This is a genomic window from Lamprobacter sp., assembly GCF_034860625.1.
GTDB lineage: Bacteria > Pseudomonadota > Gammaproteobacteria > Chromatiales > Chromatiaceae > Lamprobacter.
The window spans coordinates 17,526-41,031 of record NZ_JAYESN010000015.1 but is presented as its reverse complement, the minus strand read 5'-3'; the positions used below and the strand labels follow the sequence as shown (position 1 = coordinate 41,031).

The window sequence follows — 23,506 nt, the reverse complement described above, 5'->3', positions numbered from 1 at the left end:
TCCGCCTGTCATGTTTCCGCAATCGCAAGGTCTTGATCCCGCAACGACATCGTCATGATTGCTTGATAGCCTTGGCAGGCTTAACTGCCACCGAGGCGAATCTGCCATGCTCGTGACGACCAAACCCAGCCTCGCCGATCGTTTCGATCAGAAGGTGTTCGACGCCATCTATTCGCGCGCATTGGTCTACAACACCTGTTGGGAAGACCCAGCCGTCGATCGTTTGGTCCTCAACATCGGTCCTGATGACCGCATCCTGGTCATCACCAGCGCCGGCTGTAATGTGCTCGACTATGCGCTAGTCGGGCCGGCGGCGATCCATGCGGTCGACGCCAACCCGCGCCAGAATGCCTTGTTGGAGCTGAAGCTGGCCGGCATTCGGCGGCTCGAGTTCGATGACTTCTTTGCCGCCTTTGGCCACGGCCACCACCCCGGCTTCGAACGCCTCTATCGGCGCGAGCTGCGCGCCGAGCTGAGCCCGTTCGCGCAGGCGTTCTGGGACAAGCGCGTGCGCTGGTTTGGCCATCCGCGCGGCAGCTTCTATTTCCATGGTCTGTCGGGCATCGTCGCCAAGAGCTTCCATGCCTATCTGCGCGTGCGCCCCAGGCTCGCGGCGAGCATCTCCGAGCTGTTCGAGACGCGCTCGCTGGACGATCAGCGTCATGTCTATGAGACCCGGGTGCAGCCATTGATCTGGTCGCCGACCATTAACTGGACGCTCTCCAGACAGTTGACCATGAGCATGCTCGGCGTGCCGCATCCGCAGCGCAAGGAGGTGCAGGAACAGCACGAACGGGGTGTCGCCGGCTTTGTCCGCGAGTCGATCGACTATGTGTTCCGGCAACTGCCGGTCTGGACCAACTATTTCTGGGCGGTCTACGTGAACGGGCGCTATACACCAGACTGCTGTCCCGAATATCTGAAGCCGGAGAATTTCACCGCGCTCAAGCAAGGCAGGGCCGACTGCATCGAACTGCATACCTCGACGGTCTCGGAGCTTCTCGCCAGCACCCGGCAGCGTTTCTCAAAGTACGTGCTCCTCGACCACATGGACTGGATGAGCAGTTACGCGCCCAAGGCCTTGGCCGAGGAATGGGCCCTGATCCTCGAGCGCGCGCGCACCGATGCGCGGATCATCTTCCGCAGTGCCCATGCCGCCCCGAGCTACTTAGATGCGCTTGAGGTGAGCCCCGAGCGCGGGCGTTTGCGTGATTGTCTGCAGTTTCATCCGGAGCTGGCAGCCCAACTGCAGCCGCTGGATCGGGTGCACACCTATGCCGGCTTCCATATCGCTGACGTCGCGGTCTGAGCATGGCCACGGCTGCCTGGTCTGCCCGATTTGCTACCCGATTTGCTGCCTGGCTTGCGGAGCTGAAGGTGCTGTTGGCGCTATTGCGCGGGCAGCCGAGCGCGGGTTCTCATGCTGAGCGATTGGAGGCCTTCTACGCGCCCCAAGCGGGGCGCTACGATGCCTTCCGTGAGCGCCTGCTGCATGGGCGTGCCGAACTGGTCGCTGAGCTGATCGCGGCGCAAGCGGTTCCGTCCGGCGGTCATCTGGTCGAGCTGGGTGCCGGCACTGGGCGCAATCTGCTGTTCTTCGGTGACCGGCTCGCAGCGCTGGAGCGGGTCGATGCGGTGGATCTCTGCCCATCCTTGGTCAGCGAAGCGCAGCGGCGGACCGCAGCTATGGCGAATGTGCAGATCCATCAGGCCGATGCCTGCCGCTGGCAGCCCGAGGCGCCGGTGGATACGGTCTATCTGGCCTATTCACTGACCATGATTCCGGACTGGCGCGCGGCGATCGACAACGCGATCGCGATGCTCAAGCCCGGCGGTCATCTTGGCGTGGTCGATTTTTATGTCTCAGCGGCTGCACCCGCACCGGGCTTGGTGCGCCACTCAGCGCTGGCGCGGGCGTTTTGGCCGCGCTGGTTCCGGCATGATGGCGTGCATCTGGAGCCCGAGCGGTTGGCCTATCTGCGCCGGGCTCTGCCTAATCATCGCTTGACCGAGGCAATGGCACCGGTGCCTTATCTCCCTGGCTTGCGGGTGCCTTACTATCGCTTCATCGGTCGCAAAGATCGTTGATCCTGGCCGCGCCAACATGGCCTACTCACTTCTCACTTCTCACTTCTCGCTTCTCACTGCCCAAAGGCCTTGCCTGCGGCATCGATCAGCTCGCGGCCTTGTTGCTGCATCGCTTGTGCGATGGCATTGGCGAGTGCTTGTCCGCTGAGGCTATTGCCGTTGATGACAACCTGGCTCGGCGAGGTGGCGTAGGCGCTGAGCGGATCAGCGAGCTGTTGCGCGGTGTCGTCAACGGCGTTGTGGCGATAGGCGCAGGTGGCGTTGCCATCGCCTGCTGCCGCCGACCAACGCAGGTTCACAGTGGCGTCGTTATAGCCAGGTGTTCGGGTGCTGACCTGGGTCCAGGTCAGCTGATTCGTGCCAAGCTGGCCGACGACCAGGTCTTTACAGAGTCGCACGCGAACGTCTTCGCCAGGGTTGGCGCAGCCCAGCAGGATGCTGCTGCCGATGAGCATGCTTGTGAGCAGGGCCGCTGGGCGTCGAATGCTTACTTGTCGCATCTTGTGTGATCTCCCGATTGTCGAGTCAGTTCGATGGATAGAACCGCTGCGTCTGTTCCATCTGTGATGGTCGTTGTTGCATCATCCTAGAAAGAGCAGTTGGACGGTCGTCAGGGTGCGTCCCGCGTGGTGTCCAGCAAGGCACAACGAGGCGGAATAGTCATTCTATTCCAACGAGTTGTAACGAAGCTGGGCGCCGCGCGGGGCGTGCCCTGGCGGCCGTAGCGACCTTCACCTGGCGGGTGGCTCTCCAATGTCTCCAAAACGCCAAAAAACTCAGATGCTTCCATGTGAAGCTAAGCGGTCAACTGCTCTTTCTAGGATCATGAGTCACTGCAGCGGCGACGCTCACAGTGGCAGCAGAATACGCTCGCGCCGCTCTGGATTGGCGCGGAAGTAGCTGGCGGTGTTGCCGATGCGTTGCACCAAATCGGCCTGGGCGCGCTCGGCGATGGCGTCGACGATGGCGTCGCGCTCATCGTGGTCGCCGCCGGGCACCTTGACCTTGATCAGCTCATGATGCTCGAGCGCAAGCTTGACCTCGGCGAGCACGGCGTCGCTGAGGCCCGCGGCGCCGAGCTGGACGACCGGTTTGAGATGGTGCGCCTGTTTCTTGAGCCAGCGGCGTTGATGGTCGGTAATTGGGATGGTTTGAGGCACGATTGGATACTTTCGGCTGGATAGTTTGGCTAGATAGTTTGGCTAGATAGTTTGGCTGGATACTTTGGCTATTAAGGTTCGACCTTAGGAAAATCCATTGAACCGCAGATCCGCGCAGGGACGCGAAGACGCATCAGCCAGTCTCCGCTTGATCGGGTCGGTGAGGCGCCGGGCCTATCCGGGCATCACCAGGATGCGACCATGGGTCTTGCCCGCGAGCATACGCTCGAACACCGCGGGCAATCCATCCAGATCGACCTGGTCGCTGACCAGGGCCTCAAGATCTCCTGGTCGCCAGTCATCCGCGTCCGCGAGGCGGCGCCAGAGGTCGGCGCGCAGCGGGAAGGGGACATCAACCGAGTTGCAGCCGAGCAAGCCGATGCCGCGCAGGATGAAGGGCATCACCGTGGTCTCGAGCGCGGTGCCGCCGGCGAGACCGATGCTGGCAATATTACCGTTGGGGGCCAGGGTGCGCGTGATCTGCGCGAGCATCGCCCCACCGACATTATCGACGGCGCCGCCCCAGACCGCCTTCTCGAGCGGACGGTCACCCCGGGGAAGCTCATCGCGGCCGATGATGCGACTAGCGCCGAGTTGCTCAAGCCAGTCGTGCAGTGCCTGCTTGTTGGAGACGGCAACGACCTCGAAGCCAAGCTTGGCGAGGATATTGATGGCGATGCAGCCAACGCCACCGCTGGCGCCGGTGACCAGGATCGGGCCGAGTCCAGGATGCTGGCCGTTGACCAATAAGCGATGCACGGCCAATGCCGCAGTGAAACCAGCGGTGCCGAGGATCATCGCCTGGCGCGGGTCGAGCCCCTGTGGCATCGGCGCAAGCCAGTCACCAGGGACGCAGAGGGTCTCGGCATAGCCGCCGTCCTGGTCGAAGGCCATGCCGAAGCCGGTGGCGATGACCGCATCGCCTGGTTTCCAGCAGGGATGTTCGGACTGCTCGACGATACCGGCGGCATCGATGCCGCCGGTGATTGGGAAGCGCTTGATCAACTTGCCTTTTCCAGTACCGGCGAGGGCGTCCTTATAGTTGACGCCAGAGGCGCTCACCCGCACCAGGACCTCACCCTGCGTCGGTTGCCTGATCGCGATCGCTTCAACGCCGGCGCGATGCCCGTTGTCGTCCTGATGAATCCGGAAGGCCTGTTGCTGTGTCAACGTGAGCTCCTATCGTTTGGCTGCTGCTGGATCATGCGGCCTCGACGACAAAACGATGTCGACGGGTCGGCGCGGGGAGATTGAGCTTCTGCAGGCTTTCGAGATGGAGATCGAGCGCCTCGCAGGCGTGACCAAACGCGCTTCCGAGCGTATCGGCGCTCGTGATGATCTCGGGAATATCCGGGAAATCGACAACATAGGCTGGATCAGTTGCCTGATAGCGGATAAAAAAAACGTAATCGCGGTAACTGTGGCTCGTTGTCAACATAGCTTGAGAAGCTGAGTCAGTTTTTTGATGTCTTCAGGATGACAGGTCTTATGGTTGCCGTGCGGCCGGACCAGCGTGAGCAGCATGCCGTCAGCGCGGTGATAGGTGCAATGGCTGCCGCGCTGATTGAATAACACGAATCCTTCTTGCTGCAGCAAGCGCTGAACTTCAGAGAACCGGATGTCCTGCGGTGATTCGCAGAGCCTCTTGCGGAGCTTCTCCTGTCTCGTCATTCTGCTTCTTTAGGGCTCTTCTCACTCAACCTTGATCGGGATCTCGGCGATCCGCGAGCGCCATTGCTGTGGGCCGGTCTCATGCACCGAAACACCGCGGCTGTCGACGGCGACGGTGACCGGCATGTCTTCGACCTCGAATTCGCGGATCGCCTCCATGCCAAGGTCTTCGAAGGCGATCAGCCGTGCCGACTTGATCGCCTTTGAGACGAGGTAGGCGGCGCCACCGATGGCGATCAGATAGACCGCGCGATGGCGGCGGATGGCGTCGATCGCCTCGGGACCGCGCTCGGCTTTGCCGATCATGCCGATCAGGCCAGTCTGCTCAAGGAGTGGGTCGGTGAAGCGATCCATGCGGGTGGCGGTGGTCGGCCCAGCGGGACCAACCACCTCGTCACGGACTGGATCGACAGGGCCGACATAGTAGAGGAAGCGGTTGCTCAGGTCGACGCCCTCGGGCAGCGGCTCGCCCCGGTTGAGCAGGTCGACGATGCGCTTGTGCGCGGCATCGCGGCCGGTCAGCAGCTTGCCGGAGAGCAGCAGACGCTCACCGGGCTGCCAGTTGGCGATCTGCTCGCGTGTGATGCTGTTGAGGTCAACCCGGCGCGCGCCCTCGGCGGCGTCCCAGGCGATCTCGGGCCAGCTGTCGAGGGCGGGCGGCTCGAGCTGGGCGGGGCCGGAGCCATCCAGGGTGAAGTGGCAATGGCGGGTCGCGGCGCAGTTCGGGATCAGCGCGACCGGCAAGGAGGCGGCGTGGGTCGGAAAGGTCTTGATCTGCACATCGAGCACGGTGGTCAGGCCGCCGAGACCCTGGGCGCCGATGCCGAGGGCATTGACCCTCTCAAAGAGCTCAAGGCGCATCTCCTCGAGGGCGTTCGCCGGCCCGCGCGCCTTCAGCTCATGGATGTTGATCGGCTCGCTGAGCGCGGCCTTGGCCATCAGCATCGCCTTCTCGGCGGAGCCGCCGATGCCGAGTCCGAGGATGCCGGGCGGGCACCAACCGGCGCCCATACTCGGCAGCTGCTCGAGCACCCAATCGACGACGCTGGCGCTCGGATTCAGGATCGCAAAGCGTGCCTTGTTCTCGGAGCCGCCGCCCTTGGCCGCCAGTCGCACCTCGAGCTTGTCGCCTGGGACCAGCTCGGTGTGGACGATGGCCGGGGTATTGTCGCCGGTGTTTCGACGCGCGCCGATGGGCGGGTCGACGATCGAGGCGCGCAGGATGTTATCCGGATGCCTGTAGGCGCGTCGCACGCCCTCATCGACCAGCTCCTGCAGGCTGCGGTTGGTCTCCCAGCGCAGCGCCATGCCGACCTTGAAGAAGGCGATGACGATGCCGGTATCCTGACAGATCGGTCGGTGACCTTCGGCGCAGAGCCTGGAGTTGATCAGGATCTGCGCCATCGCCGACCTCGCCGCCGGCGATTCCTCGGCCTCATAGGCGGCGCTCAGCGCGCGGATATAGTCCGGCGGATGGTAGTAGGAGATGTATTGCAACGCGTCGGCGATGCTGGTGATGAGGTCGTCTTCGCGGATGTGGCTCATGCAATCGTTCTCACCTAATCGTTCTCATCTCAATGCGTTCGCGGTAGCAGGTCTCGCTTGTCGAGCCTTGACGGGAGATCAAGGGCATTAACGCCGGCGGCGTAGCGGCCATCAATGCCATTTGCTGTCAGTGGTTTGCAGATGCGCAGGCGTGGCTTGTCGAAACGTAGCGGCCATCAATCTCCGTCGCTGTCAGTGCAGAGTCCGTCACTGTCGATGCAGACCCGATTACGGCCAGCGTGCTTGGCGGCATACAGAGCTCGGTCCGCACGATTGACGATCTCGTCTTGGGTGTTCTTGTCTTGATGGTGCTTGTCTTGACCGGGCTTGTCTTGACTCTGTTTGTCTTGACCCTCGGCGTCGAAGCGGCAGCGAGCGATGCCGGCGCTGGTGGTGATGCGCACGGACTGTTGCTCGATGCAAAAGTCGGTTGTCTCGACTTGAAGACGCAGCCGTTCGACAAAGCCGACCGCCTGTTCGAGATCGGTATCCGGCATCAGCACCAAGAACTCTTCGCCGCCCCAACGCGCAATCCAGTCGGACTCACGGGTGTTGTCACGGAACAAGTGGGCCACCTCTCGGAGCAGACCATCGCCCACCAGATGGCCGTACTGATCGTTGATGCGTTTGAACCAATCCAGGTCGAAGATGGCGACGCAGTAGGGCCGTCTTGCGCGCAAGCCCTGTGCATGGATGCGCCTGATGGCGCGCCACATGCCGCGCCGGTTGAGGAGATCCGTCAGTGGATCGTGTTCGGCGCGATAAGCGAGCTTCAGCTCGGCCTCTTTGCGCTGGGTAACGTCGATGCGTAGGCCAGTGGCGGCAAGTGCGACGCCTTGTGGATTGCGGTCATAGACGCGTGCATGGTCTTGCAGCCAGATCCAGTGTCCGTCGTGGTGATGAAAACGGTATTCGGCCTTGAAGTCGTCCAGCTCGCCATGCAGTACTTGCTGGCTTTGCTCGCCGAAGGCGGCTAGATCTTGCGGATGCACCTGCGTTTTCCACCAGTCATAGGTGACCGCGATCGCGCCCGGTTCGTAGCCGAGTTGGGCCATGTAGCGCTCGTCAACGTAGACCTCACCGGTCGTGAAATCGGCGGTGTAGGTGGCGATGTTGCCGGATTCGAGGGCGAGCTCAAGCATGCGTTGCGTGCGCAAGAGCTCTAGCTCAGCAAGCTTGCGCACATGGATGTCGCGGCCGGAGCCGATGATAGCGATGACCTGATCCTTGCTATCGAGCACCGCCGAATCCGACCAGCCGAACCAACGCCAACCCTGATTCGTCATGGCCCGCTGCTCCAGATAGCAGCGATAAGGCGGTTGATAGAGTGCCGCCATCGCGGCCTCGGTGGAGACGCGGTCATCCGGATGCACCAGCGGCAGGAAGCGTTGCCCGATCAGCTCCTCTTGGCGCTTGCCAAAGGTTCGACAATAGCCTGGACTGACGAACAGGAACCGGCCTTCAGCATCGACCTTGACGATCAGGTCGTTCTGCTGCTCGACCAAGAGCCGATAATCGGCCTCGCGCTTACACAGGGCCGCCTCCAGGGTCAGCTTCTGGGTCACATCCCGAACAAGGCCGACCAGCTTAGAGATTGACCCATCAGGCTCAGTGAGCGCCGTGCCGTAGACCTGGGCGTAACCATCAATGCCGTCGTCGAAGCGAATATGCAGGGTCAATTCGAAGGATTTGCCGTAGGTGGCACAGTCTGTGACGGCGCCTTGCAGTCTTGACCAGTCTTCCGGGTACAGATAGTGCTCGTGCTCGGGGAATGATGGCTCTCCGAGCGAAGGCTCACGGCGGAAGATACGGAAGACCTGAGGCGACCATTGCACCCGTTGAGTCTCGAGATCCAGGTACCAATGGCCAAGCTGGGCAATCCGCTCAGCCGCAGCGAGTATCTGCTGAAACTGCTCAAGGCTGGACGTTTGTCGTTGCCTTAGGGATCCGTGCTCATCCATTTCGGCTTCCTTCTTGGTCGGCGGCATTGCCGGTGGCCTGATCGAATCGACTGCAAGGCTTTGAGCGCGTTATCGCCGCTCCCGTTATCGCCGTTCGTTATCCCCGCTCCAAGGATAATTGGTGCAGTTCATCGGGCTTCATCGGGCGACCAAACAGATAGCCCTGCGCCTCATTGCAGCCCTCGTGCTCCAGAAACGCGGCTTGCGCTGAGGTCTCGACGCCCTCGGCGATGACATCTAGGCCAAGCGCCTTGCCCAGTGCGATGATGGCACGCGCAATCGCGTCGTCGTTGTCGTCAACGGTGACGCCGTCGACGAAGGTCTTGTCGATCTTCAGACGGCTGATCGGGAGCGTTTTGAGATAGCCCAGCGACGAGAAGCCCGAGCCAAAATCATCGACGGCGATGGTGATGCCGAGGTCGCGCAGGGCGCTGAGATTCGCGATCACCCGATCGACGTTGCGCATCAGCATGGATTCGGTCACCTCGAGCTCGAACCGCTCGGGTGCGACCCCGGTGCGCTGAAAGATCTCACGGATCTCATCGACGAGATCGATACGCTCAACCTGCTGCACCGAGATGTTCACGGCCAGCCGGTGGACCTGAAAGCCTTCCGCATCCCAGGCAATCAGCTGCTTGCAGGCCTGCTCAAGCACCCACTTTCCGAGCTCACTGATGAGCCCGATCTCCTCGGCGATCGGGATAAAGTCAAGCGGTGATACGGCACCGAGCTCGGGATGCGTCCAGCGCAGCAAGGCCTCGGCGCCATGGATCTGAGCATTGTTCAACTGGACTTGAGGTTGGTAGAGCAGACTGAGCTCACCACGGGTCAGTGCGCCGCGCAGTGCCGTCTCGTGGCGCAGGCGTTGCATTGCGCGCTCGGTCATCTCGGCCTCGAAGAACCGATAGGTGTTGCGGCCGTGATCTTTCGCCCGGTACATGGCCATGTCGGCATTACTGAGCAGGCTATCCATGCTCTGGCCATCACTGGGGAACAGACTGACACCGATGCTGGCGGTGACTTGCAGCTCGCGTTCGCCGACCTGGAGGGGTTGTGAGATCTTTTCACAGAGGCGTTGGGCCAATTGCGCGACGCTAGCGGGGTCCTCGATCGCCTCCATCAGGATCACGAACTCGTCGCCACCGAGGCGGGCTAAGGTATCGGACTCTCGGACCTCGGATTGGATGGCCATGGCCACGTCCTGGAGCAGCTCGTCGCCAACCGAATGACCAAGGCTGTCGTTCACGTTCTTGAAGAGATCCAAGTCAATGAACAACAGTGCGAGCATCTGCTTCTCGCGCTTGGCATGTTGGAGTGATTGCTCCATGCGTGCGCGCAGTAGGGTGCGGTTTGGTAGGCCGGTCAAGGCATCGCTGTGGGCAAGGCGATAGAGTTCTTCCTCGGAGCGCTTGGCGTCGCTGATATCGTTGAAGATGCCGATATAGTTAGTGACCTGTCCGTGATCGTCCCGGACGCTGCTGATGGTCATCCGCGCCGGATAGATCTCGCCGTCTTTACGTCGGTTCCAGATCTCGCCGCGCCACGAGCCCCTGTGCTCGATCGCAAGCCAGATGCTCTTGCAGAGCGCGGCGTCATCTTGACCCGAGCTGAGCAGGTCGGGTCGACGACCAACGACCTCGGATTCCTGATAGCCAGAGATGTCGCTGAAGGCGCGATTGACCGCGACCAGACGCTGCTCGGCGTCGGTGACCATGATGGCTTCGCTCGAGTTCTCGAACACGGTCGAGGCCTGACGCTCGCGATGGCGGGCCTTGGCCTCTTCAGTGCGGTCGTGCCAGTGCACGAAGTAGGCGGAATCCTCATCCAGGTTAACCGGTACCAGGGTCACTTCGACCGGCAGCGGCGAGCCATCTGCCTGTTGGTGCATCCACTCAAAGCGAACGCTGTTGCCCTGCGCCTCGGCCAAGAGCTGTTTGGACTTGGTGGCCGTGTCTTTGCCGTCCGGCTGCAGCGCCGGTGAGATGTGTTCGGGAGACTTACCGAGCACGGCCGCAGCATCCTGATAGCCGAGCATGCGCAAGGCGGCCTGATTGATCTCTGTGAAGCGGCCCGCCTGCATGACGAGCATGCCTTCGGCTGCCGATTCGAAGAGGGCGCGAAAGCGTTTCTCGCTCTCCTCAAGTTGGTACTTTGCTTCGATCTCAGCGGTAATGTCAGCACTGGTGCCGCGGATGGCTTCGAGCGTTCCGGCCGCATTCTTGATCGGCTCGGCTTGGGTGCGCACCCAACGGATGCCACCATCATCACCGCGCTGAATGCGATGCTCGAGCTGATAGCCACTGCCTTGCGTGAGCGCCTGCTCAAACAACTGATTGATCTGCTCACGGTCCTCGGGATGGACGAATTCGCGACTCAACTCGGTCCAGGAATAAGCGGACTCGCTGGCGCCGTGGATGCGTTGCCAGCCTGGTGAGACTTGGATCAGGTCATCACCGAGCCTCCAAGACCAGGCCCCGGCCTTGGCGATGCGCTCGGCGTCGACGAGCATATTGCGTAGTTCGCGAACCGACTCCTCTATGTTGCGACGCTCGGTCACGTCGCGATTCACACCGCGCCGACCAAGATAGCGGCCATCATCGGCCAGCACCGCCCGGCATTCGTGCTCGATCCAGCGTAAACCGCCATCACGATGCTGGATGCGCAGTAGCAGAACCTCGTGATCGTCTGATCCCTTTGATTGGATCTCCGCGAGATGCTGCTGCCATTGTGCCCGATCCTCCGGGTGGATCAGCTGGGCGACGAGGCTCGGATCATCAAGGAAGGCGCTGGCGCTGTAGCCAGTGATCTGCCGGCAGCCCGGGGAGACATGCACAAAATCCCCTTCCGGGTTGATCCAGTAGTCCCAATCCGGGCTGTATTCGGCGAGGACGTGGTAGGCCTCTTGGCTGCTTGCCAAGCGGTCGTAGGCATGGCGTAGCTCGTGTTGCTGGCGAACGATTGCGGTTCGGTCGACGACCACACAGAGCAGCCGTGGCTCACCTTCGCGTGTTGGCGGGAGCTGAGCGCCATGCAGCTCGCCGAAGAACTCTCGGCCTTCGGTCGTCGCGAAGCGCATTTCCGGCTGCTCAACCTCCTGCTCATCACCCTGAGTGAGCTGGCGCATGGTTGCTAGGAAGCTGTTGCGGTCGCGCTCACTGACCAGGCGCAAGAGAAAGTGGTGATGGACGCGTAGATCACGTAGACCGAAGAGCCGAGTAGCGGCCGGGTTTGCCGATATGACCAGTCCATGGCGGTCGATCACGAGCGCAGCCACTGGGGCGCTATGGAACAAGGCCGTAAAGCGCTCCAAGGCCTCATGCGTGCTTTCTTGGCTGCGAACGAGCTCTTCGTTCTGGATCTCGAGTTCGGCCTGATAGATGCGGACGTTCTCGATCAGCGTATTCAGATTGACGTCACCGCTGGCAATGAGATCCTCGGCGAGATCGAAACGGCCCTGGCGCAGTGCATCAAGCGCGCGCTCGCGAAAATCCGCGAGCGCGAGGTCGGCGGGCTGGTCGGCGCGCTGGTCTTTGGAACGAGGCGCGTCTGTCGGGTCAAATGGGGGGTCTTGGGACGTGTTCATAGTCTTCAATCGCTGTCTGCGCCTTGACTGCTTGCTGCAGCCGAGGCTGTAGCAGACATCGAGCCTAGCGTTCCTTATACCGAAGGATCGCGCTGATGCTTCCAAGCGCTGATATCGATATGACTGACCACGACTCCCCCGGACGGATGCTGAATGGGTGCTGCATGCATTAAGAACCAACGCTCAGTCTCTGGGGAGTGGCAAGGGTACTCGAGCGATAGCTCCGAGCGCTCGCCGTTGAGCAACGCTCGAATGCCATCTGCCGCCGCCTTGGCATAATCGGCATCGGTGGCCGCCGCCCCGTATTGACAGGCATCGATATAGCTGCTGCCGGGGCCGCTGTTGCTGAGCTCCGGGTCACCATTGTTGCGCGCGAAATTGCGCCATGCATGGTTGATCATGGTGATGCGCCCGCTGGTGTCGAGCACGGCGACATGCTCCGGCAGTGAGTCCAGCACCGATTGCATCCGCTCGATATCGCGCAGTGTTGTCACATCAATGAAGGTGGCAACGGCGCCGCGTGCGGTGCCAGGGCGGACTGCGTAAGGAAGCATGCGCGCGAGATAGACGCGGTCATTCGCGGCAGGAACCTCGCGTTGCAGCATCTCGCCATCGAAGATGGTTTTCTTGAGCTCGGCAAAAAAGTCGGGGTAGTCGAGCAAGTTCGTGAAGTCATCGATTCGGCGCCCGATGTCGGCCTCGCGGATCTTGAACAGCTTGGTCGCCTCGGGCGTGAAGCGGGTCAGCTTGAGGTCGTGATCAACAAAGACAGTTGCGATGGCAGCCGCCTGCGCCATCGAGTCGAGATCGGCGTTGAGTCGATTGAGGATCTCGATCTTCTCCTGGTTCTCGGAGTTGACCGTATAGAGCTCCTCGTTGACCGATTGCAGCTCTTCGTTGGAGCTTTGTAGCTCTTCATTGGAGGCCATCAACTCCTCGTTGGTGGCCTGCAGCTCTTCATTGGCCGTCTCGAGCTCTTCGATCGTGGCCTGCAGGCTCTCGCGCGTGACGGCAAGCTCGCGCTCGAGGGTCTCGAGTCGGTCCGCCGATTCGGCGCTCATGTCCATGGTCTGAACGGACTCCTCGCCGACCGCCGTGCTTTGCAGCATCGGCTCGGGCTCGAACGAGAGCATCAGACAGGCATCGCCGCCGTCCTGCGGGACATGGCGAACCACCAAGCGCAGCCGCTCGGTCTGCTGGCTGGCGAGCTTGACGCGCAAGATGTCTGAGCGCATGGCCTCTTTGCTGACCGCGACCTTATGCAGTAGCGCCTGAGCAACCGGTGCGACCGAGGGCGGTAGTAGCTTGCTGATGTCGAGGGTGGCACTGCCCTCGCCAATGCTCAGATAGCGCGAGACATCGCCAAACACATGCATCAGCTCTTGCTGTGCATTGAGCAGCAAGCTGACTGGGGCATAGCCACGCAGGAGGACCGCTTGGCCGGCATCAATGGCAGCGGCATCACTCTGCGGGCGCAGCCGCTTTGAGCCACTTCGGCTGCCAGAGGTTCTCAGGGCCACAATTGGCGAATGCGGCTCGAGGGGCGGCGCGCCATGACGCAGGATGCGATAGAGCTTGTGCTTGGAGCTGACAGCGCTGAAATCCTGCTGCACGCTGGAGATGGTCTCGCTCGAGCCCAGGAAAAGGTAGCCACCAGGCGCGAGGGCGTATTGGAGCCGCCGCATGACCCGCTCTTGGGCATCGTTGCGGAAATAGATCAAGAGATTACGGCAGGAGACCAGGTCCATGCGCGTAAAGGGCGGGTCTTCGAGCAGGTTGTGCTTGGCGAAGACGATGTTGTGGCGGATGTCGTTCTTGACCACAAAGTGGTTGCCGCGCCGATAGAAGAAGCGCTCGAGGCGTTCGGGTGAGACCTCGGCGGCGATCGACTCCGAGAACATTCCAGCACTGCCGGTATCGACGTTATGCTGCTCGACGTCGGTCGCAAAGAGCTTGAAATCCGGCCAGCGGCGCAACTTGTCGAAGGCCTCGGAGAATAGGATCGCGATCGAGTAGGCCTCTTCGCCGGTCGAGACACCCGGCACCCAGGCGCGGATGGGCTGGTTCTCACTGTGATCCTTGACGATGGGTAAGATGACCTTTTCGGCCAGGGTTTCGAACGACTCGGCGTCACGGAAGAAATTGGTCACTGGGATCAGCAGCTCTCGGCGCAGGGTATAGAGCTCGCTGGTGTCGCCGTCGAGCAGCCGGACGTAGTTCTCTAGGTCGGGCACATGCCGGACCTGCATGCGCCGCTCGATGCGCCGCATAACGGTGGCGGGCTTGTAGTCGCGGAAGTTGATGCCGCCCTGATGATGCAGCAGGTGCAAGGCCTCTTCGAGGGCGCTCTCGCGATCGTAGCTAGCCGCCGCGCTGCGGCGCGGACTGCGGTCGTGGGGGGTGTGGCTGATGTGATCGAGAATGCGCGGCCCGAGCTCCTCGGGTGGCAGGATGGCATCGACCAGGCCGGTTGCGATGACACTGCGCGGCATGCCATCGAATTTGGCCGATTCCGGATCTTGGGAGAGCAGCAAGCCACCGGCATCGTTGATGGCCACGGCGCCACGGGTGCCATCCGAGCCGGTTCCGGACAGCACCACGCCGATGGCGCGGTTGCCATGAGAACGCGCGAGCGAGCTGAAGAAGAAGTCGATGGGCAGGGCGAGACCGCGAGGACTCTTCGGGCGCAGATGCAGCTCGTTGCCAGCGACGCTCATCATACTGGCCGGAGGGATGAGGTAGATTCGGTTCGGTTCGATCAGCATCCCATCCTCGACCGTCAGCACCGGCATCGAGGTGTAACGTCCAAGCAGATTGCCCATCATGCTCTTGTGATCCGGCGACAGATGCTGGATCACGACGAAGGCAGCGCCGGTCTGTACCGGCAGTGACTGAAAGAATCGCTCGAGCGCATCGAGACCGCCGGCGGAGGCGCCGACGGCGATCACATAGGGGAGTTGTGTGCCCTCGTTAGAGATGGCTGCGGGCGGGTCAGTGGCGGTCTGTTCTTGATCGAGCATGGTGGGCTCTTTTTTAATCGAAACCGAACGTGATCAGGCGAATGGTATCTGACTTCTTGAGGAATGCCATCGAATCCTCGGCATGGGTCTGATGTAAGTCATCTGCGCCTCTGTTTCAGATTGACCTGGCGGTTGCATCGCCCTAGTGTCTCGGCGCTGTGCAGTAGGTGCCTCGCGACTGTCGAAGCGCGTGAGGTTAAACGGGAAGTCGGTCAGGCGGATACTGAATGTTTCCGCAAAGCCGACGCTGCCCCCGCAACGGTAGGCGAGTCTGAGAGGCGACTGGATGCCACTGTGGTCCCCCAATGGGCCATGGGAAGGCGTCGTCTCTCGGCGTCGAAGCGATCGACGCCCGCTCGTGAGCCCGGAGACCGGCCTTCTGCCATACGCGGGTGCCGCGGAGGGCGGGGCGCGGTGAAGGGGTTGTTGCCGCGCAGCGCTTTGCCGTTTCTGTCCTCGAGCGGGCCTTTCGCTCAACGCGTCTCACGGGTGGTGAGACCCACAAGGACAGACAATGACTTGCTCGACTTCCAATCCGGCGTGGCAGCCACTGCTGCCTTGCGCCATGGCCCTGTTATGGACGGCCCCGTTGTCCGCTCAGGTTGAAGATGCCGCCAGCCTAGCCCCGATTGTGGTGACGGCGACCCGCACCGCTCAGACCGCTGACGAAACCCTGGCCTCGGTCACCGTCATCGACCGCGCCGAGATCGACCGCCGTCAGTCCAAGACCATGGTCGATATCCTGCGTGGCGTTCCGGGGGTGGCGATCTCCAGCAGCGGTGGGCCTGGTCAGCCAAGCTCGGTCTTCCTGCGTGGCACCGAGTCCGATCATACGCTGGTGCTGATCGATGGCATCAAGATTGGCTCAGCGACCATCGGCTCGACGCCTTGGCAGAATATCCCAACCGACCAGATCGAGCGCATCGAAGTGGTACGTGGACCCCGCTCGAGCCTCTATGGCTCGGAGGCGATTGGTGGCGTGATTCAGATCTTTACCCGGCGCGGTCGGGCTATGCCTTTGACGCCACGACTGAGCTTGGGCGCTGGCTCTCACAATACCATCCGCACCAGTGGCGGTCTCTCGGCCGGCAACGAGCGCGGCTGGTTTGATGCCAATCTTGGCTTCGAGCAGAGTGCTGGCTTCAACGCCTGCAATGGCGAGCCGTTCGTTGGCGGTTGCTTTGTCGATGAGCCAGACGCTGACGGCTACAGCAACAAAAACGCGGCGCTCAGCGGCGGCTGGCGTTTTTCCGATCGTTTCTCGCTCGAGGCGGATGTTCTGCGCTCGGAAGGCGATGTTGACTTCGATGGCAGTGCCTTTGCGGGCAATCGTAACAAAACCATCCTCCAGGTCGCGCGGTTGCAGGCGAAGGCGCAGCCGCTCGATGTCTGGAGCAGCAAGGTTGAGGTCGGCCGCAGCTGGGACAAATCACGGATCTTTTACAACGACCTGTTCTTGAATCGTTTCGATACGCGGCGTGATCGTCTCGGCTGGCAGAACGACATCCAGCTCGGGGCCGCCCAGCAGTTGACGCTAGGCATCGATTATCAGCGCGATGAGGTGACGACCAAACCGACCTTTGCCGAAGATTCGCGCGACAATACCGGCGTCTTCGGTCAGTATCTGGGGCGCTTTGGTTCGGCTGACCTCCAGCTGAGCCTGCGTCAGGACGATGATTCGCAGTTCGGTGGTCATGGCACCGGTAATGCCGCCCTCGGCTACACGCTGGCCAATGGGCTGCGGCTCACCGCGAGCTACGGAACGGCGTTCAAGGCGCCGACCTTCAACGAACTCTACTATCCCGGCTTTGGCAACCCGGATCTCGAGCCCGAGCAATCTTGGAGCGCCGAGCTTGGCCTCTCAGGCCCGCATCCTTGGGGCCGTTGGTCTGCCAATCTGTACCAGACCGACATCGATGATCTGATCTCGACCACGCTGGTGGCGCCGAACTTGTACCTGCCCGAGAACGTCGATCGTTCGCGTATCCGCGGCCTTGAGCTCTGGACCACCGCTGAGCTGGGGGGCTGGATCATGGATGCCAACCTGACCCTGCTCGATCCGCGCAATGAATCCAGCGGTCCCAACCAGGGCCATCTGCTGCCGCGCCGCCCGGAGCAGGCCTTTCGGCTTGATGCCGATCGCCAGTTTGGTCGCATCGGTGTTGGCGGTTCGCTGTTCGTCTCCGGGCGCCGCTTCGATGACGCCGCCAATCGCACCCGGCTCGATGGCTTCAGTCTGATCGATCTGCGCGCCGATTACGCGTTCAGCGACGCGCTGCGGCTGCAGGCGCGGGTCGAGAACCTGTTCGATGAAGAGTACGAGACCGTTGCCTACTACAATCAGCCGGGACGAACCCTGCTGCTGACGCTACTGTATCAGCCCTAACGCTCATGGCGCGGCGCCCCCCGACAATGAATCGCGTGAGATTCAGGTGAATGACCGTCCCAAGATCAGCTCCAAGATTCAGCCCTGATGGTACCTGAGACCAACGATCGATTCGAACCACCGCGCTGCACCCTGATCCTGGGCGGGGTGCGCTCGGGCAAAAGCCGTCTGGCCGAGCGCTTGGCGCGGGACTCGGGCCTGCCAGTAACCTACCTGGCCACGGCCACCGCGAGCGATGACGAGATGCACGCACGCATTCTCGCGCATCGCCAGCGCCGGCCTGCGGACTGGGCGCTGATCGAAGAGCCCCTGGCGCTGCCGGCGGTATTGCAGGCCGCCTGCACCAAGGACCAGTGCGTGCTGGTCGAATGCCTCACGCTCTGGCTTGCGAATCTACTCTGGACCGAGGAGACGGGACGTCTGGAGCGGGAGCTGGACGCGCTCGACAGCCTGTTGCCACGGCTGCCAGGGCAGGTCATCTTCGTCGGTAATGAGGTCAACATGGGCCTGATTCCGGTCAATGATCTGGCGCGCCGTTATGGTGATCTTGCCGGCAGCCTGCATCAGCGCATCGCCGCCCAGGCCGGGCGCGTCGTGCTGACTGTCGCGGGGTTGCCATGGGTACTCAAAGGGCCACCGCTCACCTCGGTCTGAGCAGGCGCTGCAGCCATTGCCGGTGTCGAGGAGATCAAGTCTTCAATCGCGCTGGCTGGATATCCCCATGGCTGAGGCCACTGTCTGCAGTCATCCGCCCATGACCGTGCGAGGCCCCTGATGTCCGAGACTGACCAAAGCGCTGCTGCCCAGCCGAGCAGTGGCGAGCACAATCGACTCTCCGAGACCACCAGCCCCTACCTGCAGCAGCATGCCGAGAATCCGGTCGCCTGGTGGCCCTGGTGCGAGGAAGCACTGGCGCGGGCGCGCGCCGAAGACAAGCCAATCCTGCTCTCGATCGGCTACTCGGCCTGCCATTGGTGTCATGTGATGGCGCACGAGTCCTTCGAGGATGAGATCACGGCAAAGTTGATGAACAGGCTCTTCGTCAACATCAAGGTCGACCGCGAGGAGCGGCCAGATTTGGACAAGATCTATCAGACTGCACACCAGCTGCTGGCTCAGCGCACTGGCGGCTGGCCACTGACCGTCTTCCTGACGCCCTCTGACCTGGCGCCCTTCTTTGCCGGCACCTACTTCCCCAAGGAGCGGCGGCATGGCCTACCGTCCTTTCAAGAGCTACTGATCGGTGCCGAGCGCGCCTATCGCGAGCAGGCCGATGCGATTCGCGAGCAGACCGCCTCGCTCCGCGATGCCCTATCCCAGCTGGATGGGCCGGCTGGCGAGCCGCTGCGCGATCTGGCGCCGCTCGACCAAGCGCGTCGCCAGCTTGGCAGCAGCTTCGACCGGGTTAATGGCGGCTTTGGACGCGCGCCTAAGTTTCCGCATCCCTCCAACCTGGAGCTGTTACTGCGCCATCATGCGGCGACTGCGGCAGCAGGCAGCCCGGATCACCAAGCGCGCGAGATGGCCCTGTTCACGCTGGAACGGATGGTGCGCGGTGGCATGAATGACCAGCTTGGCGGCGGGTTCTGCCGCTATTCGGTCGATGATCGGTGGATGATCCCGCACTTTGAGAAGATGCTCTACGACAATGGGCCGCTGCTTGCGCTCTGTTGCGATGCCTGGCAGCTCAGCGGCGATGCGCTCTTTCGCGATGCGGCGATCGGGACCGCGGAATGGGTGATTGCCGAGATGCAGTCGGAGGAGGGCGGCTATTACTCGGCGCTGGATGCCGACAGCGAGGGTGAGGAGGGGCGATTCTACGTTTGGGAGCCTGAGGAAGTTGCCGCACACCTGAGCGCTGATGAGCGGGCATTGATCACCCCGCTATTCGGTCTGGAGCGGGCGCCTAATTTTGAGGGCCGCTGGCATCTACACGGCTATCGCACCTTGGCCGAGGTTGCCGCCGAGCTGGGCCGCGACCCGGAGGCCGCTGCAGCGCTCTTGGCCAGTGCCAAGGCCAAGCTGCTCGCGGCACGCGCGCAGCGGGTGCGCCCAGGTCGGGACGAGAAGGTGCTAACGGCCTGGAACGCGTTGATGATCAAGGGCATGCTACGCGCCGGGCGGCTGCTGGGGCGGGATGATCACCTGGCCTCGGCCGATCGCGCGCTCGCCTTCATCCGTGACCGCCTCTGGCGTGATGGCCGCCTGCTCGCGACCTACAAGGATGGCAAGGCGCATCTGAATGCCTATCTGGATGATTACGCCTTCTTGCTCGATGCACTGCTCGAGCGTTTGCAGACGCGCTTCGACCCTGCGGATCTGGACTGGGCCCAGGCGCTGGCCGAGGTGCTGCTGAGCCAGTTCCAGGATGAGGACAATGGCGGCTTCTACTTCACCAGCGCCGACCATGAGGCGCTGCTGCAGCGACCCAGGCCCATGGCTGATGAGTCGACACCCTCGGGCAACGGCATCGCCGCGCTCAGCTTGCAGCGCTTGGGCCATCTGCTCGGCGAGACGCGCTATCTTGAGGCTGCCGCACGCACGCTCGGTGCCGCGGCGGAGGCGATCCGACGCTTGCCCTATGCGCACGCGACCCTACTGATGGCGCTTGATGAGCAGCTGAGCCCACCGGAGATCATGGTGATTCGCGGCGGCACGAGCGCTGAAGCGACCGATCTCGAACAGTGGCAGGCCGTCGCGCAGCAAGACCATGCACCGCGGCGGCTGACACTGGTGATCCCCGCCGAGGTCAAGGCGCTTCCTGCGGTTTTGGCGGCGATGCAGCCCGGCGAGCGAGTGCGTGCTTATCGCTGTCGGGGGACCCGCTGCGAGGCGCCGATCGAGCGCATTGAGTCGTTCAGGGAGGCGCTCGCGCGCGCTTGAGGGTGGGACTCGCCGCCAAAAGGGTTTGGCCTGCAGCTCCAATGGCTTGTCCAACCTCAGCGAGGCTGCTAAGTTGCGCTCGGATCGGCCTAGCAGCGCGGCGCTGCTGGTGCCTCATCGTCTTGAATTCCTGGCACGAGGATTGCCGAAATCGCTACCAGTCTGCTCGCCCTGCTCGACGACGTCGCTACCGTTCTGGACGATGTCTCTATCCTGGCCAAGGTTGCTGCGCGCAAAACCGCTGGCGTGCTGGGTGATGATCTCGCGTTGAACGCTCAGCAAGTCACCGGCGTGCGTGCTGAACGCGAACTGCCGGTGGTCTGGGCGGTGTTCAAAGGTTCACTGGTCAACAAGCTGATCCTGGTGCCGGCTGCCCTGCTGATCAGCGCGATCGTCCCCTGGTTGATTACACCGCTGCTGATGGTCGGCGGTCTCTACCTCTGTTACGAAGGCTTCGAGAAGCTTGCGCATCAGTATTCGAAGGATGCTGAGTCCGAGCAAGCGCATCACGCGCAGATCACAGCGGCCCTGTCTAACCCCCAGGCCGATCTCAAGACACTGGAACAGGACAAGATCAAGGGCGCGATCCGCACGGATTTCATCCTTTCTGCCGAGATCGTGGCGATCACCCTCGGCACCGTCGCAGGTGCGCCACTGCTCACGCGGATCTTGGTGCTCTCGGGGGTCGCACTGCTGATGACGGTTGGCGTCTATGGCTTGGTGGGCGCGATCGTTAGACTCGATGATGCCGGCATCGCGCTGATCCAGACTGAGGGTGATGCGCTGCTGGATCGCGCCAGGCGCGCACTGGGCAATGCCATCCTCTTCATCACGCCCTATTTGATGAAGACACTGTCGGTGCTCGGCATGATCGCGATGTTCCTGGTTGGTGGTGGCATCCTGGTACATGGCTTTCCGGCGCTGCATCATGGGCTCGAGCATCTTGCTGAAGGATTCGGTGGCATGCTGGGTGCCCTCACGCCGATGCTCGTCAATGGTTTGGTTGGTGTTGTGGCCGGCGCCCTGGCGGTTGCTCTGGTGTCAGGGTTTCGGCGTTGGCGCTCAAGTCGGAGCTGAGCGTTCGGCTCAGGCATGAGAGCGGCTGCCGAGTGATCGTTCGCCGAATGAGCATTTGCTGAGTGGCCATTTGTGGAGGGATCGGGTGGTGATGGGATGGCGTCATTAAGGGATCTTCAAGCCCCCTGTCTGGTCGCGATGCGCTTTTTGACCCGATTGCCGTTGCCTAGGGCCATGGGTGTCAGCCCAATGGATGCGAGCCAGATCGTGCTCGGGCGATCCGCGCTCTGCTATCCGCTGGTCGGTCTGTTGCTTGGCCTGGTGCTGCTACTGCTCTGGCTCGGCCTCACCTGGCTTCCGCGGGATGCGCCGCCGCTGGCGACGGCCGCCTTGCTATTGGCGTTCTGGGTCTGGAGTACCGGCGGTCTGCATCTGGACGGGCTGGGTGACTGCGCCGATGCCTGGGTCGGTGGGCTCGGCAGCCGAGAGCGGACGCTGAAGATCCTCAAAGATCCCTTGACTGGTTCGATGGGCGTGGTCGCACTGGGGCTGATCCTGGTGATCAAGTTCGCAGCCCTGGCGTCCTTGCCGGCGAGTCCAGTTGGCGCCCTGATGCTGTTGCTGACGCCAGCGCTGGCGCGCGCGCAGTTGCTGGCATTGCCGCTGAGCACCCCCCCAGCGCGTCCGGATGGGTTGGGTGCCGCACTCTTCAATCAGCTTCCGCGACGGGGTGCTGGCTGGGTATTAGCGCTGAGCGGGGCACTGGCGCTCCTGCTCTTTGCGCTTGTTGGCCGTTGGTGGCTTGGTGTGGTGCTGATGGTGACAGCCGCTATGCTGCTGTTCGTCTGGCGGCGCAGCATGCTCGAGCGGCTCGGAGGCTTTACCGGCGATACGGCTGGCGCCTTGGTCGAGCTGACCGAGGCTGCGCTGCTGCTAGCCGCGGTGCTGCTGGTTGGGCAATGATGCGAGCGAACACCCATGTCTGATGCCCCTCTTAGCCTCTGCAAGGGGTGCGATCTGCTGCAGCGCAGCCCGCCCTTGCCAGCACGCGGCTCGTCACGCTGCGCGCGCTGTGGGCATCGGCTGCTCGGACCCTGGCGTTCGCGCTCACTGGGCTGATTCTGTTCATTGTCGCCAATAGCTTTCCGTTCCTGTCGTTCGAGATGCAGGGACAGCGGACGGAGACGACGCTGTTCAGTGGTGTCGCCGATCTCACCGCCCAGGGCAAGGCTGAGGTCGCGGCGGTGGTCTTCTTCACCGCGATCCTGGCCCCTGGCCTGCAGTTGCTGCTCCTGCTCATCGTGCTTGCCCCCTTGAAGCTGGGGCGCAGGCGGCCTTGGACCCGGATATCGTCTGGGAGCGGGTGCCACTGCCGCAGCGGGTGTGGCGGCCACCGCGACGGGGTGAAGGGGTCATCGGCTGCGATGTGTGCGAGCTGGTGCTACCGGAGCAGGAGGCCATTCGCGATCAAGGTCCGGTCGTTTGTCTCGAAGCCCAGCTGAACCATGTTCGCGGCTATGGCCTTCGACCCGCGTCTGATCTGGGATGCCGCGGGCGAGCCGGGCCAGAGCCGCCGGGGCGGGGGCCTTCCCCATGGCCACTGAATCAACACACCCCGGGGGGCCGTCGGGCCATGCGGCAGAAGACGCGGAAGCCGTCGCCCTGCTGCCCGAGGCGCGCCTGGTCAAGGCCTGGATGTCCACCAAGACGCGCCGGCGGCCGTGCTGCGCGAGCAGGATGGCTACCAGGTCTTGCCGACGATTCCAGCGCCGATCGAGGAGGTCACGACCAAATTAAGAAGGCTCCTGGCCAAGGTGGAGGAGATACCGCTTGCGCAGATGGGCGATGATCTGAGCCGGATACTCGATGGCACGCGCGATCTGGTCGAGTCTAACGCGACCAGGCAGACACTGAGCGCACTTGAGCAGACCATCACCAACCTGAGTTCGCTCGCGGATCAGCTTGACAGCCGCATGGCCCCGGAACTGGCGGCGATCCTGGTGCAGAGCCGGCAACTGGTCGCCAACATGAATGGACTGATTGGGGCCGACGCCCCCCTGAGCGTTGAAAGCCTGCGTACAATACGCGACATCGGCGCCGCGGCGCGCGCTATCCGAACCTTTGCGGACTACTTGGACCGACATCCAGAAGCCCTGATTCGGGGCAAGGGGGGCATGCAACGATGAGGGACG

Annotated in this window: 18 protein-coding genes and 1 riboswitch; of the genes, 9 read left to right on the top strand and 9 right to left on the bottom strand. The window is 62.4% G+C overall.

Annotated features, from left to right (window positions below):
* Nucleotides 1-106: 106 nt before the first annotated feature.
* Together VBE63_RS06050 and VBE63_RS06045 are read left to right on the top strand one after the other, a co-directional pair.
* Entirely contained in the window at nucleotides 107-1,309 is a 1,203-nt protein-coding gene (locus tag VBE63_RS06050; protein WP_323682102.1) for a BtaA family protein, read from the top strand.
* A 2-nt stretch (nucleotides 1,310-1,311) separates the two neighbouring features.
* On the top strand, nucleotides 1,312-2,088 hold the full coding sequence (locus VBE63_RS06045) for a class I SAM-dependent methyltransferase (RefSeq protein ID WP_323682101.1): 777 nt from the start codon (nucleotides 1,312-1,314) through the stop codon (nucleotides 2,086-2,088).
* A 53-nt stretch (nucleotides 2,089-2,141) separates the two neighbouring features.
* Here VBE63_RS06045 and VBE63_RS06040 read toward each other — a convergent pair whose 3' ends face one another.
* The 9 genes from VBE63_RS06040 to VBE63_RS06000 form a co-directional block, all read right to left on the bottom strand.
* Nucleotides 2,142-2,588: a hypothetical protein gene (locus VBE63_RS06040; RefSeq protein WP_323682100.1), complete on the bottom strand. Its 447-nt coding sequence runs from the start codon at nucleotides 2,586-2,588 to the stop codon at nucleotides 2,142-2,144.
* Nucleotides 2,589-2,936: 348 nt separating this feature from the next.
* A complete protein-coding gene (yhbY, locus tag VBE63_RS06035; protein ID WP_416274510.1) occupies nucleotides 2,937-3,248 on the bottom strand; it encodes a ribosome assembly RNA-binding protein YhbY in 312 nt (103 codons plus the stop codon).
* A gap of 174 nt (nucleotides 3,249-3,422) precedes the next feature.
* Entirely contained in the window at nucleotides 3,423-4,418 is a 996-nt protein-coding gene (locus VBE63_RS06030; protein ID WP_323682099.1) for an acryloyl-CoA reductase, read from the bottom strand.
* Nucleotides 4,419-4,449: 31 nt separating this feature from the next.
* On the bottom strand, nucleotides 4,450-4,686 hold the full coding sequence (locus VBE63_RS06025; protein WP_323682098.1) for a type II toxin-antitoxin system HicB family antitoxin: 237 nt from the start codon (nucleotides 4,684-4,686) through the stop codon (nucleotides 4,450-4,452).
* The gene (locus tag VBE63_RS06020; protein ID WP_323682097.1) at nucleotides 4,680-4,919 is read right to left on the bottom strand and encodes a type II toxin-antitoxin system HicA family toxin; all 240 of its coding nucleotides are present in this window, start codon (nucleotides 4,917-4,919) and stop codon (nucleotides 4,680-4,682) included. The genes VBE63_RS06025 and VBE63_RS06020 overlap by 7 nt, the downstream gene beginning before the upstream one ends.
* A 21-nt stretch (nucleotides 4,920-4,940) precedes the next feature.
* Nucleotides 4,941-6,464 carry a fumarate hydratase gene (locus tag VBE63_RS06015; RefSeq protein WP_323682096.1) on the bottom strand — a complete coding sequence of 508 codons (1,524 nt, stop codon included), beginning with the start codon at nucleotides 6,462-6,464 and terminating at the stop codon, nucleotides 4,941-4,943.
* A gap of 176 nt (nucleotides 6,465-6,640) precedes the next feature.
* Nucleotides 6,641-8,425 carry a diguanylate cyclase gene (locus tag VBE63_RS06010; RefSeq protein WP_323682095.1) on the bottom strand — a complete coding sequence of 595 codons (1,785 nt, stop codon included), beginning with the start codon at nucleotides 8,423-8,425 and terminating at the stop codon, nucleotides 6,641-6,643.
* Nucleotides 8,426-8,522: 97 nt separating this feature from the next.
* Nucleotides 8,523-12,008: a PAS domain S-box protein gene (locus VBE63_RS06005; RefSeq protein WP_323682094.1), complete on the bottom strand. Its 3,486-nt coding sequence runs from the start codon at nucleotides 12,006-12,008 to the stop codon at nucleotides 8,523-8,525.
* Nucleotides 12,009-12,082: 74 nt separating this feature from the next.
* Complete coding sequence (locus VBE63_RS06000) at nucleotides 12,083-15,028, bottom strand: chemotaxis protein CheB (protein ID WP_323682093.1); 2,946 nt, start codon at nucleotides 15,026-15,028, stop codon at nucleotides 12,083-12,085.
* A gap of 148 nt (nucleotides 15,029-15,176) precedes the next feature.
* A riboswitch (cobalamin riboswitch) is annotated at nucleotides 15,177-15,423 on the top strand.
* A 119-nt stretch (nucleotides 15,424-15,542) separates the two neighbouring features.
* Here VBE63_RS06000 and btuB point away from each other — a divergent pair.
* From btuB to VBE63_RS05965, 7 genes are all read left to right on the top strand, one after another.
* Nucleotides 15,543-17,414 carry a TonB-dependent vitamin B12 receptor gene (gene btuB / locus VBE63_RS05995; protein ID WP_323682092.1) on the top strand — a complete coding sequence of 624 codons (1,872 nt, stop codon included), beginning with the start codon at nucleotides 15,543-15,545 and terminating at the stop codon, nucleotides 17,412-17,414.
* Nucleotides 17,415-17,501: 87 nt separating this feature from the next.
* Complete coding sequence (cobU, locus tag VBE63_RS05990) at nucleotides 17,502-18,068, top strand: bifunctional adenosylcobinamide kinase/adenosylcobinamide-phosphate guanylyltransferase (RefSeq protein ID WP_323682091.1); 567 nt, start codon at nucleotides 17,502-17,504, stop codon at nucleotides 18,066-18,068.
* A 120-nt stretch (nucleotides 18,069-18,188) separates the two neighbouring features.
* Entirely contained in the window at nucleotides 18,189-20,297 is a 2,109-nt protein-coding gene (locus VBE63_RS05985) for a thioredoxin domain-containing protein (RefSeq protein WP_323682090.1), read from the top strand.
* A gap of 150 nt (nucleotides 20,298-20,447) precedes the next feature.
* Entirely contained in the window at nucleotides 20,448-21,374 is a 927-nt protein-coding gene (locus VBE63_RS05980) for a DUF808 domain-containing protein (protein WP_416274511.1), read from the top strand.
* 96 nt (nucleotides 21,375-21,470) lie between these two features.
* Nucleotides 21,471-22,277 (top strand): adenosylcobinamide-GDP ribazoletransferase, encoded by an 807-nt coding sequence (cobS, locus tag VBE63_RS05975; RefSeq protein WP_323682089.1) that lies wholly within the window; start codon nucleotides 21,471-21,473, stop codon nucleotides 22,275-22,277.
* Between the two features lie 47 nt (nucleotides 22,278-22,324).
* Entirely contained in the window at nucleotides 22,325-22,816 is a 492-nt protein-coding gene (locus VBE63_RS05970; RefSeq protein ID WP_323682088.1) for a paraquat-inducible protein A, read from the top strand.
* Nucleotides 22,817-23,035: 219 nt separating this feature from the next.
* Entirely contained in the window at nucleotides 23,036-23,500 is a 465-nt protein-coding gene (locus VBE63_RS05965; protein WP_323682087.1) for a hypothetical protein, read from the top strand.
* Nucleotides 23,501-23,506: the final 6 nt, after the last annotated feature.

Coding starts and splice junctions, on each gene's coding strand:
- VBE63_RS06005 (WP_323682094.1), bottom strand. CDS start 12,008: ATGAACACGTCCCAAGACCCCCCATTTGACCCGACAGACGCGCCTCGT.
- VBE63_RS06045 (WP_323682101.1), top strand. CDS start 1,312: ATGGCCACGGCTGCCTGGTCTGCCCGATTTGCTACCCGATTTGCTGCC.
- cobU (WP_323682091.1), top strand. CDS start 17,502: ATGGTACCTGAGACCAACGATCGATTCGAACCACCGCGCTGCACCCTG.
- VBE63_RS06010 (WP_323682095.1), bottom strand. CDS start 8,425: ATGGATGAGCACGGATCCCTAAGGCAACGACAAACGTCCAGCCTTGAG.
- VBE63_RS05985 (WP_323682090.1), top strand. CDS start 18,189: ATGTCCGAGACTGACCAAAGCGCTGCTGCCCAGCCGAGCAGTGGCGAG.
- cobS (WP_323682089.1), top strand. CDS start 21,471: ATGGCGTCATTAAGGGATCTTCAAGCCCCCTGTCTGGTCGCGATGCGC.
- btuB (WP_323682092.1), top strand. CDS start 15,543: ATGACTTGCTCGACTTCCAATCCGGCGTGGCAGCCACTGCTGCCTTGC.
- VBE63_RS06020 (WP_323682097.1), bottom strand. CDS start 4,919: ATGACGAGACAGGAGAAGCTCCGCAAGAGGCTCTGCGAATCACCGCAG.
- VBE63_RS06040 (WP_323682100.1), bottom strand. CDS start 2,588: ATGCGACAAGTAAGCATTCGACGCCCAGCGGCCCTGCTCACAAGCATG.
- VBE63_RS06015 (WP_323682096.1), bottom strand. CDS start 6,464: ATGAGCCACATCCGCGAAGACGACCTCATCACCAGCATCGCCGACGCG.
- VBE63_RS06050 (WP_323682102.1), top strand. CDS start 107: ATGCTCGTGACGACCAAACCCAGCCTCGCCGATCGTTTCGATCAGAAG.
- VBE63_RS06000 (WP_323682093.1), bottom strand. CDS start 15,028: ATGCTCGATCAAGAACAGACCGCCACTGACCCGCCCGCAGCCATCTCT.
- VBE63_RS06025 (WP_323682098.1), bottom strand. CDS start 4,686: ATGTTGACAACGAGCCACAGTTACCGCGATTACGTTTTTTTTATCCGC.